Source organism: Nonomuraea sp. NPDC004580, from assembly GCF_040609855.1.
In the GTDB taxonomy this organism is placed as follows: domain Bacteria; phylum Actinomycetota; class Actinomycetes; order Streptosporangiales; family Streptosporangiaceae; genus Nonomuraea; species Nonomuraea salmonea.
Genome location: NZ_JBEXLH010000053.1, coordinates 50,641 through 64,559, shown reverse-complemented (window position 1 = coordinate 64,559; position 13,919 = coordinate 50,641). Strand labels below are relative to the sequence as shown.

General features: G+C 71.3%; 12 protein-coding genes. 8 read left to right on the top strand and 4 right to left on the bottom strand.

The annotated features are described in order from the left end of the window. The 3 genes from rpoB to ABZW11_RS36005 all read right to left on the bottom strand — a co-directional run. A partial coding sequence (rpoB, locus tag ABZW11_RS36015; RefSeq protein WP_355427333.1) for a DNA-directed RNA polymerase subunit beta occupies window positions 1–3,013 on the bottom strand: 3,013 nt, incomplete at its 3' end. 317 nt (window positions 3,014–3,330) lie between these two features. Then, window positions 3,331–5,214: a cellulose binding domain-containing protein gene (locus tag ABZW11_RS36010; RefSeq protein ID WP_355427330.1), complete on the bottom strand. Its 1,884-nt coding sequence runs from the start codon at window positions 5,212–5,214 to the stop codon at window positions 3,331–3,333. Between the two features lie 162 nt (window positions 5,215–5,376). Continuing rightward, window positions 5,377–6,834, bottom strand: a complete 1,458-nt coding sequence (locus ABZW11_RS36005; protein ID WP_355427327.1) for a HAMP domain-containing sensor histidine kinase — start codon at window positions 6,832–6,834, stop codon at window positions 5,377–5,379. 68 nt (window positions 6,835–6,902) lie between these two features. On the opposite strand from ABZW11_RS36005, the gene ABZW11_RS36000 reads away from it, so the two are divergent. The 4 genes from ABZW11_RS36000 to ABZW11_RS35985 are packed head-to-tail and all read left to right on the top strand — an operon-like array spanning window position 6,903 to window position 9,948. Next, the gene (locus ABZW11_RS36000; RefSeq protein ID WP_355427324.1) at window positions 6,903–7,820 is read left to right on the top strand and encodes a LysR family transcriptional regulator; all 918 of its coding nucleotides are present in this window, start codon (window positions 6,903–6,905) and stop codon (window positions 7,818–7,820) included. A gap of 21 nt (window positions 7,821–7,841) precedes the next feature. Continuing rightward, window positions 7,842–8,951: a zinc-binding dehydrogenase gene (locus tag ABZW11_RS35995; RefSeq protein ID WP_355427322.1), complete on the top strand. Its 1,110-nt coding sequence runs from the start codon at window positions 7,842–7,844 to the stop codon at window positions 8,949–8,951. 10 nt (window positions 8,952–8,961) lie between these two features. Next, complete coding sequence (locus ABZW11_RS35990) at window positions 8,962–9,501, top strand: TIGR00730 family Rossman fold protein (RefSeq protein ID WP_355427319.1); 540 nt, start codon at window positions 8,962–8,964, stop codon at window positions 9,499–9,501. A 45-nt stretch (window positions 9,502–9,546) separates the two neighbouring features. Continuing rightward, window positions 9,547–9,948, top strand: coding sequence for a hypothetical protein (locus ABZW11_RS35985; protein ID WP_355427316.1), 402 nt, complete (start codon window positions 9,547–9,549; stop codon window positions 9,946–9,948). Here the strand turns inward: ABZW11_RS35985 and ABZW11_RS35980 are convergent. Then, window positions 9,909–10,436: a GNAT family protein gene (locus ABZW11_RS35980; protein WP_355427313.1), complete on the bottom strand. Its 528-nt coding sequence runs from the start codon at window positions 10,434–10,436 to the stop codon at window positions 9,909–9,911. The two genes, ABZW11_RS35985 and ABZW11_RS35980, sit on opposite strands and share 40 nt — an antisense overlap. A gap of 171 nt (window positions 10,437–10,607) precedes the next feature. On the opposite strand from ABZW11_RS35980, the gene ABZW11_RS35975 reads away from it, so the two are divergent. From ABZW11_RS35975 to ABZW11_RS35960, 4 genes are all read left to right on the top strand, one after another. Beyond that, window positions 10,608–11,564: a zinc-binding dehydrogenase gene (locus ABZW11_RS35975; RefSeq protein ID WP_355427310.1), complete on the top strand. Its 957-nt coding sequence runs from the start codon at window positions 10,608–10,610 to the stop codon at window positions 11,562–11,564. Window positions 11,565–11,673: 109 nt separating this feature from the next. Beyond that, window positions 11,674–12,417: an SDR family oxidoreductase gene (locus ABZW11_RS35970; RefSeq protein WP_355427307.1), complete on the top strand. Its 744-nt coding sequence runs from the start codon at window positions 11,674–11,676 to the stop codon at window positions 12,415–12,417. Window positions 12,418–12,435: 18 nt separating this feature from the next. After that, window positions 12,436–12,675, top strand: a complete 240-nt coding sequence (locus tag ABZW11_RS35965) for a hypothetical protein (protein WP_355427304.1) — start codon at window positions 12,436–12,438, stop codon at window positions 12,673–12,675. Between the two features lie 232 nt (window positions 12,676–12,907). Beyond that, window positions 12,908–13,819: a CPBP family intramembrane glutamic endopeptidase gene (locus ABZW11_RS35960; protein WP_355427301.1), complete on the top strand. Its 912-nt coding sequence runs from the start codon at window positions 12,908–12,910 to the stop codon at window positions 13,817–13,819. The last annotated feature ends 100 nt before the right edge of the window (window positions 13,820–13,919 follow it).

Sequence of the window (13,919 nt, the reverse complement as noted above, 5' to 3'; positions counted from 1 at the left end):
CCACCGCGATCGGGTAGGGGAACGGCTCGCCGGAACGCCCGTCGAACAGCCGCGCCTTACCGGTCGCCTGCACCATCCGGTCACCGTCGCGGTTGACCAGCGTGTTGCCGAGCAGCCCGATGATCTCCTGCTCGCTGGCGCCGTCGAAGACCGGGGTGGCGACCTTCGTCCATGGCTCGGCCTGCTCGAAGCCCTTCTCGCGCAGCTGCTCGGTCCAGGCCTCCTCGATGCCGGAGATGTCCCAGCCGCGGGCGGCGATCCAACCGAGGTGGGTCTCCAGGACCTGGCCGACGTTCATCCGGCCGGGCACGCCCAGCGGGTTGAGGATGATGTCGACCGGCGTGCCGTCCTCGAGGAACGGCATGTCCTCCACGGGCAGGATCTTGGAGATGACGCCCTTGTTGCCGTGACGGCCGGCCAGCTTGTCGCCGTCGGTGATCTTCCGCTTCTGGGCCACGTAGACGCGGACCAGCTCGTTGACGCCCGGAGGCAGCTCGTCGCCCTCCTCACGGGAGAACACGCGCACGCCGATGACCTTGCCCTGCTCGCCGTGCGGCACCTTCAGCGAGGTGTCGCGCACCTCTCGGGCCTTCTCACCGAAGATCGCGCGCAGCAGCCGCTCCTCCGGCGTCAGCTCGGTCTCACCCTTGGGCGTCACCTTCCCGACGAGGATGTCGCCCTGCACCACCTCGGCGCCGATGCGGATGATGCCGCGCTCGTCCAGATCGGCGAGGGCCTCCTCCGAGACGTTGGGGATGTCGCGGGTGATCTCCTCAGGGCCGAGCTTGGTGTCACGGGCGTCCACCTCGAACTCCTCGATGTGGATCGAGGAGAGCACGTCGTCCTGCACGAGCCGCTGCGACAGGATGATCGCGTCCTCGTAGTTGTGTCCCTCCCACGGCATGAACGCCACCAGCAGGTTCTTGCCCAGCGCCAGCTCGCCCTCGTCGGTGCAGGGACCGTCGGCGATCACCTGGCCCGCCTCCACCCGCTGGCCCTCGGCGACGACGGGCTTCTGGTTGAAGCTGGTGCCCTGGTTGGAGTGCTTGAACTTGGCGACCCGGTACGTGACGTGGGTGCCGTCGTCGTTGGCCACGGTGACGTAGTCGGCGCACACCTCCTCCACCACGCCAGGCGAAGCGGCGAGGATCACGTCGCCGGTGTCGGTGGCGGCGCGGTATTCCATGCCGGTGCCGACCAGCGGCGCCTCGCTCCTGATCAGCGGCACGGCCTGGCGCTGCATGTTCGCGCCCATGAGGGCCCTGTTGGCGTCGTCGTGCTCCAGGAACGGGATCATGGCGGTGGCCACCGACGTCATCTGGCGCGGCGAGACGTCGATGTAGTCGACCTCGTCCGCCCTGGCCAGCTCGAACTCGCCGCCCTTGCGCCGCACCGACACGTACCGCTCGGCGAACCCGCCGTCCTCGGTGAGCGCCGTGTTGGCCTGAGCGATGACGAAACGGTCTTCCTCGTCGGCGGTGAGGTAGTCGACCTGGTCGGTCACCCGGCCGTCGGCGACCTTGCGGTAGGGGGTCTCGACGAAGCCGAACGGGTTGATCCTGGCGTAGCAGGCGAGGTAGCCGATGAGGCCGATGTTGGGGCCTTCGGGCGTCTCGATCGGGCACATCCGGCCGTAGTGGGACGGGTGCACGTCACGGACCTCGAACCCGGCCCGCTCCCGCGACAGACCGCCGGGACCCAGCGCGGACAGGCGGCGCCGGTGGGTCAGCCCGGACAGCGGGTTGATCTGGTCCATGAACCCCGACAGCTGCGAGGTGCCGAAGAACTCCTTGAGCGCCGCCACCAGCGGCCGGATGTTGATCAGCGTCTGGGGCGTGATGGCCTCGACGTCCTGCGTGGTCATGCGCTCGCGGACGACGCGCTCCATGCGGGCCAGGCCCAGGCGGACCTGGTTCTGGATGAGCTCGCCGACGCTGCGCAGGCGGCGGTTGCCGAAGTGGTCGATGTCGTCGGTCTCGACCACCACGTCACCCCGCGTCCTCGGCATCGACTCCTCCCCCGCGTGCAGGCGGAGCAGGTAGTCGATCATCGCGGCGATGTCGTCGACGGTGAGCGCGCCGTGGGTGATGTCGGCGTCGACGCCCAGCTTTTTGTTGATCTTGTAGCGGCCGACCTTCGCGAGGTCGTAGCGCTTGGGGTTGAAGTAGAGGTTCTCCAGCAGGGTCTGCGCCGACTCCTTGGTCGGCGGCTCACCGGGCCGCAGCTTGCGGTAGATGTCGAGCAGGGCGTCGTCCTGGCCGGCCGTGTGGTCCTTCTCCAGGGTGGCCCGCATCGACTCGTACCGGCCGAAACGCTCCAGGATCTGCTCGGTCGTCCAGCCGAGCGCCTTGAGCAGCACCGTGGCGGGCTGCTTGCGCTTGCGGTCGACGCGTACGGCGACGTTGTCGCGCTTGTCGATCTCGAACTCGAGCCAGGCGCCCCGCGACGGGATGACCCGGCAGCCGAACAGATCCTTGTCGGAGGTCTTGTCGATGCTGCGCTCGAAATAGACCCCCGGCGAGCGCACGAGCTGCGACGACACGACACGCTCCGTGCCGTTGACGATGAACGTGCCCTTGGGCGTCATGAGCGGGAAGTCGCCCATGAACACCGTCTGGCTCTTGATCTCACCGGTGGCGTTGTTGATGAACTCGGCGGTGACGAACATGGGGGCGGAGAAGGTCATGTCCTTCTCCTTGCACTCGTCCACCGAGTGTTTGGGCGGCTCGAAGCGGTGATCGCGGAACGACAGCGACATGGTCCCCGAGAAGTCCTCGATGGGGCTGATCTCGTCGAAGATCTCCTGCAGGCCCGACTGGGCGGGGACGTCGGTGCGCCCGGCCTGGCGGGCCGCCTCGACACGGGCGCTCCACCGCTCGTTGCCGACCAGCCAGTCGTAGGACTCGGTCTGCAGGGCGAGCAGGTGGGGGACTTCGAGAGGCTCCTCGATACGGGCGAAGGAGACGCGGCGGGGCGAACCGGTGGGCAGGGCGGAGGTGCGCGAGGCTGCCAAGTGAGGTCCTTCCGAAGGGCACGGATGGGTAGGAGCTCCACGCATGCCAAACGCCCCGTCGATCGCGAGGGCGAAAGCGGGACGTCACGGCAACGTGAGGGAAGCAGCGTAACGCAAAAGGGAAACGGCTGTCCACCACTAATGATGATGTCAACCCTCCGTGCCGCTTTCACTATGTCATGGCGGGGTCGGCCCGTCAACCGGCGGCGGCGTTCGTGTCGCGTGTCTCCTCCGGCCCGCACTCCGGCCCGCACTGGGGCCCGCACTGGGGCCCGCACTGGGGCCCGCGCTGGGGCAGCGGGCCGGAGGGGACGAGGTCAGGCGCAGGTGTAGCCGGACGGGAGTGCGGTGTCGCCGGACGGGCGGTTCACCTGGAAGCCGACGCTGCCGGTGGAGGCTCCGGGAGCCAGGGCGCCGTTGTGCGCGACGTTCCTGACGGTGACGGTCTGCCCGCTGACGGTCGTGGTGCCGTTCCAAGAGCCGGCGAGCTGGTGCCCGGCGGGCAGGGTGAAGGTGACCGTCCAGCCGTTCATCGCCGAGGTGCCGGTGTTGGTGATGGTGAGGGGCTGGATGACGTACCCGGTGCTCCACTGGGTCTGTACGGTCGGGACCGCCGTGCAGCCGCCGCCCCCCGAGCCCGGCTGGGTGGTGACCTGCACGGTGCCGGAGACCGGCGAGGGGTTGCCGGCCGCGTCGCGGGCCCTGACCTGGTAGCGGTAGGTGGTGGCGGGGGTCAGTCCGGTGTCGGCGTACGAGGTGGTGGCCGAGGTGCCGACCTGCGCGAACGTGCCGCCGCTCGCGCCCGTCGCGCGCAGGACGTCGTAGCCGGTCACGCCCGTGTCGTCGGTGGCCGCCGTCCAGCTCAGCGAGGTCCCCGTGGACGTGGTGCCCGAGGCCGCGAGGCCGGCCGGGGCGGTGGGCGGCGTGGTGTCACCACCGCCGCCGTCGCCGAGCGTGGGCGTCTGCCAGTCGCGCCACTCGGCCAGGTTGCCGCTCTTGTTGGCGGCGATCCGCATGGAGCCGGTGTAGCTGCCGGTGTTGAGCAGGAACTTCTGGATGTTCTGCTGCAGCGGTGTACGCCATTCCGACCGGCTGGCGCAGTGGGTGCCGTCCTGGACGGCCGACCAGTACGTGATGTCGCCCCCGGCCCCGAGCGCCTTGTAGATCTCGGCGCCGCCCAGCGCGGCCACGCTCGCGGACCTGGCGGCGAGCCAGTCGATGTGCGGATTGTCCATGATGAACAGCCCGCGCGGCGCGATCATGCCGACCACCGAGTGGGTGTCGACGGGCAGCCGTGCGGGACTTGCGGTGAACGAGCTGAACGCGTCACCGAGCCACGGCTGCTCGGAGTAGGCGCTGCTCAGCGGCTGGGCGCCGCTCTCACCCGGGATGGCGCGGAAGGCGGCGACGCCGCCGCTGCCCGACTCGATCGGCATGGTGAGCGCGATGCGCTGGTCGAACGCGCCGACGACGAACGCGCCCTTGCCGTAGCGCGAGCAGCCCGTGACGCCGGTCGCGTCGGACCGCAGGATGCTGCCACCGGACTGTTCGAGCACGTCGATGATGCGGCTCACGCCCCAGGCCCAGGCGGCGAGTATGCCGGTGGAGCTGTTGGCGCCGTAGATCGTGTAGAAGGCGCCCTGCTTGCTGGTACGCGGGGTGCCCTCCCTGCCGACGGCGAGGGGGTCGTAGGTGATGACGGCCGCGCCCGCGGCCTTGATCGCGGCGGTGTCGGCGCCGAACCCGCCGAGCACGACGACGGCGGGGAAGGGGCCTGTGCCGCTCGGCAGGTCCACGCCCGCGGAGAAGGAGGCGTTCCTGCCGTTGTGCGAGACGTTGACGGTGATGCCGGTCCGCGACACCGTGCCCGTCACGCTGGACGGCTTGGCCGGCTTCTCGCCGTAGACGAACTTCTCCGCCAGCCTCTTGATCTCCTCGCGGCGGCAGCGCCAGTCGGACTTGCTGGTGATGCGCGTCCCGTTCAGCTTGGTGAAGGGGTCGGGCAGCCGGGAGACGGTGGGTAAGGAGCCCGCGTCGGGCAGGCCGGGGACCTGGCAGTCGGCACCCTCGTTCTCGGACCCGTCGGCCGCCACGGCCGGTGCGGGGGTCGCCGCCACCGCTCCCGCGGCGGCGAGCGTGGCCGCCAGCGCCAGCGCGACCATCCTGAAGCCGATCGTGGAGCGGGCCAAGCTGGTGATCACTAGAGGGCTCCCTTCCGGGTGGGGTGTTGGCGATCAGTGTGCGAACACCCCCGAAAGGTGTCAATCGCCACCCGAAATGTTTCGGCTTCGGCCTCTGCGGCCGTTGCCTTGACCTGCCCATCTGTCGCTATCGATGCCGAAATTATCGGAAATTAGGTGAAATTAGGGAGCGTCGGTGACCGATCGCGGGTCCACCAGCCGGCTGGGCTTCAGGCAGCGCATGGGGAGCCGCTCCCCGGCAGGTCCTCCCTGGCCGTTCCCGTCGGCGGGACGGCTCTCCGCCGGCTTGGCCAGCGGGAGGCGGAGCACGAACCTGGCGCCCGCCGGCGAGTCCTCGACCCGGAGCGTGCCGTGGTGGGTGTGCGCGATGTCGCGGGAGATGGCGAGGCCGAGCCCGCTTCCGCCGGGGTCGCGGCGGCGGCCGTCGTCCAGGCGGACGAAGCGTTCGAAGACGCGCTCGCGGTGCGCGGGAGGGACGCCGGGGCCGTCGTCGGTGACGGCGAGAACGGCCTGGCCGTCCTCCACGGTCAGGGTCACGTCCACTCCCGAGCCGGCGTGGCGCTGCGCGTTGGCCAGGAGGTTGTTGAGCACCCTCGCGAGCTGCACGCGCGACCCGCGGACGACGACCCCTTGCCGCGCCCCGACCGCGATGGGCACGCGGCGGGGCAGGTCGGCGACGTTGGCGCGGATCAGCTCGCCGAGATCGACGGACTCCGGCGGCGCGGGATCGCCATGACGCAGGCGGGCCAGCTGCAGCAGGTCGTCCACGATGGCCTCCAGCCGGTCGGTGGAGGCGAGCGCGTTGCGGATGGTCTCGTGCGGGTCGATGTCGCCGGGGTACCGAACCGCCTCCTCCAGCTGGGTGCGCAGCCCCGCGATGGGGGTGCGCAGCTCGTGGGAGGTGGTGGAGGCGAAGCGGCGCTGCTGCTCGACGGCGTCCTCCAGGCGGGCCAGCGTCTGGTTGGCGGTGGTGGCGAGCTGGGCGATCTCGTCGTCCCCATGCGGTACGGGCACCCGCAGGCTCAGGTCGCTCACCGTGATCTCGGAGATGCGCGACCTGATCGCCTCGACGGGCCGCAGGGTGCGCCCGACCAGCGTCCAGGTCCGGTACGCCGTCATGCCCACCAGGAACGCGATCGCGCCCCCGATGGCCAGCTCCAGGCCGCCTCCCGAGATCAGCTCGGCCTCGGGCCTGGCGGCGTAGACGACGCCGGCGTCGGCCTCGGGGGTCAGCCTGATGGCCATCAGCGCCAGACAGTCGCCCTCCGGCCGGCATTCGACGGTGTGCTGGAACCTGTCGTCGGCCGGCGGCCGCAGCCAGCTGAGCGGGACGGTCGACGACGCCTGCTTGCTGGCGTCCACCACGCGGTGGCGGGCGTCGACGACCTGGATGAGCTCGACGGGGGCGTACGCGGGGATGGGGCGCGGCAGCACACCGCCGCGCGCCGTCGCGCTCCACTGGCTGGCCACCCGTTCGACCTGCTCGAACGCGGTGGCCTGGAGCTGGTTGCGGACCACGAGGTCCAGCGTCGCGCCGAGCGCGCCGAGGATGATGAGGGAGAACACGGCGGCGGCCACCGTGTACCTGGTCCGGATGGAGTTCTTCCATGACCTGGTCATAGCCACAGTGTCATAATTATCCGCTTTCAAACACAATACACGTTATGTCCGTTTTATACGCTGGGCGTATGGACGTGCAGCTACGCCAGCTCCGGGCCTTCGTGGCGGTCGTCGACGAGGGCACCTTCACCGACGCGGCGATCCTGCTCGGCGTCTCGCAGGCCGCGGTGTCCCGTTCCGTCGCAGCCCTGGAGGCCACGCTCGGCACCCGCCTGCTGGACCGCTCGAACCAGCGCGTCACGCTCACGGGCGCCGGCGGCCGGATCGTCACCCGCGCCAGACGCGTGATCGACGAGGTCGACCGCCTCGAACGCATCGCCCAGGAGGCCCGCCCCGAGCTGCGCGTGGGCTACGCCTACGCCGCCCTGGGCAAGCACACCCGGCATCTGATGAAGGCGTGGGCCGTCGCCCATCCCGCGGTGCCGCTGATGTTCGTGCAGTCCAACACGCCGACGGCGGGGCTCAGCGAGGGCATCGCGGACATCGCCGTCATCCGCCGCGCGCTCGCCGACGAGCGGTTCGACATGGCCTCGGTGGGCTGCGAGGCCCGCTACGCCGCCGTGGACACCGAGCATCCGCTCGCCAGGCGCCGCTCCGTACGGCTGGAGCAGCTCGCCCGCTACACCGTCGCGATCGACAAGCGCAGCGGCACCACCACGCCCGAGCTGTGGCCGGCCACCACGCGCCCGCGGACCAGGACCGTGGACGGCGTGGACGAGTGGCTGACGGTCATCGCCGGCGGCCAGGCCATCGGCGTCACGGCGGAGGCCACCGCCAACCAGAACCCGCGTCCCGGGGTCGCGTACCGGCTGGTCACCGACGCGCCCCGCATCGACGTACGGCTGGCCTGGTGGAAGGACGACCCGCCGCCGTGCCTCGACACGCTGCTGGCGATGATCCGCGAGCTGTACACCGCCGCGCCGCCCGGCCTGCCCCGGCAGCGAGTGCCCATGGTCGTCCCGCCGAGAGCGCGCGGACGTCACTAGCGTCACGGAAGGAGGCCGGAGATGATCTCGGCCGTCGTCATGCCGGGGCCTGGCGCCCCGCTGGAGCCGCGCGCGTACGAGCGGCCCGACCTGGAGCCGGGGGCGGTGCTGCTGAGGACGCTCGGCAGCGAGGTGTGCGGCACCGACGTGCACCTGTGGGAAGGGCGGCTGGCCGGCGTGCCGTACCCGATCATCCCCGGGCACATCTCCGTGGGCAAGGTGGCGGAGCTGGGGCCCGGGGCTCCGGCGCGCGACATCTGGGGCGAGCCGCTGGAGATCGGCCAGACGGTCACCTTCCACGACGTGCACGGCACCTGCGGCCAGTGCTGGTACTGCACAGTCGCGCACGCCACCACCCGCTGCCCCGAGCGCAAGGTCTACGGGGTGACGATGTCCGCCGACGAGGGCCTGTTCGGCGGCTGGGCCGAGTACGTCCACCTCAAGCCCGGCGTCCACGTGGTGGCCCTGCCGCCCGACCTCGACTGGCGGGCCTTCCTGGCGGGCGGCTGCGGCCTGCCGACCGCGCTGCACGCGGCCACGCTCGGCGAGATCGCGTTCGGCGACACCGTGATCGTGCAGGGCGCCGGCCCCGTCGGGCTGTGCGCGATGGCGCTGGCCCAGCTGCGCGGGGCCGGGCAGGTGATCGCGATCGGCGGTTCGCGGGTGCGGCTGCAGGCGGCCGGGCGGCTCGGCGCCGACCTCGTGATCGACATCGACGCCATGACGCCGGACGAGCGCCTGGAGACGGTCAGGGACGTGACCGGCGGGCGGGGCGCCGACGTGACCATCGAGGCGACCGGCGTGCCGGCGGCGGTGCCCGAGGGCATGCGCCTGACCCGCGACGCCGGCCGGTACGTCGTCGCGGGCCAGTACACCGACACCGGCGACGCCACGTTCAACCCGCACCGCGACCTCAACCGCCGCCACCTGGACGTGCGCGGCTGCTGGGGCAGCGACGCGGGACACCTCTGGCGCGGCGTCCAGGTGCTGGCCCGCTACCAGCGCCTTTTTCCGTGGGCGAGCCTGATCAGCGGCGAGTACGACCTGCGCGACGCGCAGCGCGCCCTGGCGGACGTGGCCGAGCAGCGGGTGGTCAAAGCGCTGATCGTCCCCCGAGCGGGGCGGTCATAGACTGCCGGGCGTGAACATCTGCGTCTTCTGCTCCGCCTCCGACCTCGACGACCGTTACACCGTGCCCGCCCGCGAGTTCGCCGGCCTCCTCGGCAAGGGCGGCCACACGCTGGTGTGGGGCGGCTCCGACTCCGGGCTGATGAAGGTGGTGGCCGACGGCGTGCAGGAGGCGGGCGGCCGGCTGGTGGGCGTCTCGGTGGAGTTCCTCGCCCACCTGGCGCGGCCCGGCGCCGACGAGATGGTGGTCACCCGCGACCTGGCCGAGCGCAAGGCGCAGCTGCTGGCCCGCGCCGACGCCTTCGTCATCATGGTGGGCGGCAGCGGCACGCTCGACGAGGCCACCGAGATCCTGGAGCTGAAGAAGCACGGCCTGCACGCCAGGCCCGTCGTGCTGCTCAACACGGCCGGCTTCTACGACGGGCTCAAGGAGCAGTTCCAGCGCATGGAGGCCGAGGGCTTCCTGCCCGTGCCGCTCACCGAGCTGGTGTTCTTCGCCGAGGAGGGCGTCGGGGCGCTCGCCTACCTGGAGGAGCAGGCCGGGACCCGCTAGACCGCCCCGGCCTTCGAGAGGTCCGCCTCTGCGATCATGGCGTTCGTGTCCGTACGGTCTCTGGTCGCCGTCGCCGGTCCCGCGCCGCTCTCCCTCGGCGACGGCGGGGCGTGGACCACACTCACCGATCTGCTGAGGTGGGGGCAGGCGCTCAACGCCGACGAGCCAGGCATCGCGCGGCTCGTCCAGACGCCGGGGCGGCTCGACGACGGCACGCCGCTCGACTACGCCTGGGGCGTCGGCGTACGCGCACACGCGGGCCACCGCGTCTACCGGCACGGCGGCGGCTGGCCGGGGCTGCGCGCCCTGCACGCCCGCGTGCCCGCACCCGGCCTGACGCTGGCCCTCGTCGCCCTCGACGACCGCACCGAGCGGCGCGTCACCCTGATGGACGGCATGCTGGACGCCTACCTCAGCTCGCCCTCCAGCAGCCCCATCATCAGGTAGTCGTAGCGCTTCCCCCGCGACCGGAACGCCTCCCGTCGCCGCCCCTCCTCCACGAACCCGACCTTCCGGTACGCCCGCACCGCCGCGGCGTTGTCCGCCACCACCCACAGCATCAGCCGGTGCAGGCCCATCTCCTCGAAGGCGTACCGGCTGATCACCCGCACGGCGTCGGTGCCGTAGCCGCCGCCCCTGAAGTCCCGCTCGCCGATGGCGACGCTCTGCAGGACGGCCTCCCCGTGCACGAAGTCGGTGTCGCCGAGCACGACGTACCCGATGAACGTTTGCTCCTGGAGGGTCTCGATGCCGAGCTGCATCAGCTCGTACGTGTTGCGCGGCCGGTTCTGCCCCTTCTCCATGTTCTGGGCCAGCGAGATCGGCGGATCGCTGCCCATCCACCTGCCGACCTCGGGATCGTGGTACCACCGCCACAACGCCTCGCTGTCGGCGGGCTCGAGCGCCCGCAGCCTGACGAGCTCACCGGTGAGCATCGCCACCCCCTCGTGCTCGGAAAACGCCAGGTCTACCAACCCGGCCGGGACGAGGGCAACGCATTTTCTTGTGAGACGAACCCGTGCCCGCCGCTCTCACTTCGGCTAAGCGGAATGTCATCGTCCGCTAGTGTTCGCATCATCAGGACGAACACGAAGGAGATGCGTTCCGTGAAAGCAGTCGTGATCCAGGAGTTCGGCGCGCCCGAGGGCATGGCGGTCGTCGAGCTGCCCGACCCGAGCCCCGGCCAGGGAGAGGTGCTGGTCGAGGTCGAGGCGACCGGGGTCGCCGGCGCCGACGTCTTCATCCGCAAGGGCGCGCCCGGCTTCGAGAAGGGCCACATCCCCGGCGGCGAGATCGCGGGCACCGTGACCGCGGCAGGACCAGGCGCCGACCCGTGGTGGGTGGGGCGGCGCGTGTGGGCGTTCACCGGGGTAGGCGGCGGCTACGTCGAGCGGGCCGTCGTCCCGGTCACGGCGCTGCACGCCCTGCCCGGCGAGCTGTCGGCCGTGGACGCCGTGGCGCTCGGCAACGCCGGCGTGGTGGCCCACTTCGGCCTGCGCCACGCCCGTTTCGAGCCCGGCGAGTCGGTGCTGGTGCGCGGCGCGGCGGGCAGCCTCGGCATCATGACGGTGCAGCTAGCCGCGCAGGCCGGCGCGGGCGCGGTGGCGGTCACGACGTCATCGCCGGAACGCGGCGAGCGCCTGCGCCGGCTGGGCGCGACGCACGTGCTCGACCGATCGGGCGAAGGGGACGGTCCTGCCGGCTTCGACGTCATCATCGACGTCGCCGCCGGTCCCGGTCTGCCCGCGTTCTTCGCCAGACTCAACCCGAACGGCCGCATGGTGGCGGTCGGCGCGGTGGCGGGCATGCCGCCGGCGGACTTCGGCATGGAGATGTTCGCGGCGTTCCAGCGGTCGCTGACGTTCGCCACGTTCAGCGCGAACACGGTGCCGGAGGCCGACCGGCTCCGCCTGACCGGCGAGCAGTTCGCCGCCGCGAGCCGCGGCGAGCTGGCCCCCGTGGTGCACGAGCGGCTGCCCCTGGAGGACGCGGTACGCGCGCACCGCGCGATGGACGCTGGCGAGGTGTTCGGCCGGATCGTGCTCACGCCCGCGAAGAGCTGACCCTTCACGGAAGATTTCTCCGGGTTCCTGTCACAAGGGCGCGTCCCGCCCTGTCTTAGCTGGCGACCGGACGGCATGAAGGGCCGCCGGCAGGACGAAAGGGAACCGCATGAAGATCGTCGTCATCGGCGGAACGGGCCTGATCGGCTCGAAGCTCGTGGCGAAGCTGCGCGAGCACGGCCACGAAGCCGTGGCGGCCTCGCCGAACACCGGCGTCAACACCCTCACCGGCGAGGGGCTGGCCGAGGTGCTGCGCGGGGCTCAGGTGGTGGTGGACGTGTCGAACTCGCCGTCGTTCGAACCCGCCGCCGTGCTGGCCTTCTTCGAGACCTCCACACGCAACCTGCTCGCCGCCGAGGCGGAGGCGGGCGTCGGGCACCACGTGGCGGTCTCGATCGTCGGCACGGAGCGGCTGCCGGACAACGGCTACTTCCGCGCCAAGATCGCTCAGGAGCAGCTCATCGAGAAGTCGGGTATCCCGTTCTCGCTGGTGCACGCGACGCAGTTCTTCGAGTTCACGAAGGGCATCGCGGACGAGGCCACCCGCGACGACGGCCGCGCCCACATCGCGCCCGTGCAGTTCCAGCCCATTGCGGGCGACGACGTCGCGGCGGCCGTCGGCAGGACCGCCGTCGGGGCGCCGGTCAACGGGCGGATCGAGATCGCCGGGCCCGACCGGTACCGGATGGACGAGTTCTTCCGCCAGGCGCTGGCCGGGATGGGCGACACCCGCGAGGTGCTCACCGACCCGCACGCCCGCTACTTCGGCAGCGAACTGGAGGAGCTCTCGCTGGTCCCGCTCGGTGAGGCGGCGCTCGGCGAGATCCACTACCGCGACTGGGCCGCCCGCTAGGCCAGGGAGGAAAGAGCGATGAACGGCCAGGACGGCGAGGGCGAGTTCCTGTACGAGTTGCACGCCGAGGTCGACCTCGAACTGATCGAGGTCGCGGCGAGCCATCCCGAGCAGGAGGAACGCCTGCCGATCGAGGAGTGGCTGTTCGACCCCGCGGACGCCGAGCGCGCGGCCGTCGGCCTGCGCGGCGTCCGCGACGCGGTCGAGGCCCTGGAGGACCTCCTCCTTCAGGACGAGTCCCCGGACGACTCCGCCTGACCCTCAGGTGCCGCCGAGGAGGGTCACGCACCTGGACGGCCGCCGGCGGCCCTGACGGGGACGTCGGCGTCCACCCGGCAGGGGACGGGGCGGCGCTCTGCGCGGGTTCGAGCGGCGCCCGGTACCCCTGGCTGTACCACCATTGGGGCGTACGCGGGAACGACGGGAGAGGGTCCCCACTGGTGTGCTTGTCCTGTCCGTCAAGCACACCTCCCCAAGGGATTTCACCGACATGGCTGTCGACAGCACCCCCGGTCTCCAGGCCCCGCCGCGCCAGGGCGGGCTGGGCGGGCTCATCCGCCGCTACCCGCTGACCGGCTACTTCGTCCTGGCCAACCTGCTGAGCTGGGTCGCATGGCTGCCGTACGCGCTCTCCAACCAGGGCATGGGCGTCTGGGACTTCGACTTCCCCGCCCTGCTCGGCACGACCCAGCTCGCCGGAGTGCTGCCCGGCGCCTACCTCGGCCCGATCTTCTCCGCCTACCTCGTGACCCGGCTGACCGAGGGCAAGGAGGGCGTGCGCCGCTGGATCGGCCGCATGACGAAGTGGCGGGTGCACTGGGGCTGGTACGCGGGCGCCGCCCTGGGCGTGCCCGCCGCCCTCATCGTCGCCTCCCTGGCCGTCTCCGACGGCGCCGCCCAGGTGCCGCCCATGGCGCTGCTCGTCGCGTACATCCCCGGCCTGCTGCTGCAGATGATCACCACGGGTCTGGCCGAGGAGCCCGGCTGGCGTGACTTCGCGCTGGCCCGCATGCAGCGCAGGTACGGCCCGCTGCGCGCCACCGCCTTCCTCGGCCCGCTGTGGGGCGTGTGGCACCTGCCCCTCTACCTCACCGAGTGGGGCGGCTACCCGGACGTCACCTGGCAGCGGATCGGCATCTTCGTCGTCTTCGCCAGCGCCTTCAGCTTCGTCATCACCTGGGTGTTCAACCGCACCGGCCAGAGCCTGCCCCTGGTGATCGTGCTGCACGTCAGCGTCAACAACTTCATGTCGATCATCTACTCCGACATGTTCCCCTCGATCGCCGACCCCGACAGCGCCGGCGTGGTCACCCTGCTCGCCGGTCTGGGCGGGGCCCTGGTGGTGCTGATCGCCACGCGCGGCAAGCTCGGCTACCGCCCGGAGGCCGGACAATCGCACTGAGATCGCAGATGCAACGCCACTGGCGCGGCGGCCTGTCCGTCGGCGGCCTGCGCTAGGAGTTCTCAGGACGCGGGGTGCGGGTCGCCGAGGTAGGGGAACC

Bases quoted from the DNA above. Each gene is read 5' to 3' on its own strand.
- ABZW11_RS36005 (WP_355427327.1), bottom strand. From the start codon at position 6,834: ATGACCAGGTCATGGAAGAACTCCATCCGGACCAGGTACACGGTGGCC.
- ABZW11_RS36000 (WP_355427324.1), top strand. From the start codon at position 6,903: ATGGACGTGCAGCTACGCCAGCTCCGGGCCTTCGTGGCGGTCGTCGAC.
- ABZW11_RS35995 (WP_355427322.1), top strand. From the start codon at position 7,842: ATGATCTCGGCCGTCGTCATGCCGGGGCCTGGCGCCCCGCTGGAGCCG.
- ABZW11_RS35980 (WP_355427313.1), bottom strand. From the start codon at position 10,436: ATGCTCACCGGTGAGCTCGTCAGGCTGCGGGCGCTCGAGCCCGCCGAC.
- ABZW11_RS35970 (WP_355427307.1), top strand. From the start codon at position 11,674: ATGAAGATCGTCGTCATCGGCGGAACGGGCCTGATCGGCTCGAAGCTC.
- ABZW11_RS35965 (WP_355427304.1), top strand. From the start codon at position 12,436: ATGAACGGCCAGGACGGCGAGGGCGAGTTCCTGTACGAGTTGCACGCC.
- ABZW11_RS35960 (WP_355427301.1), top strand. From the start codon at position 12,908: ATGGCTGTCGACAGCACCCCCGGTCTCCAGGCCCCGCCGCGCCAGGGC.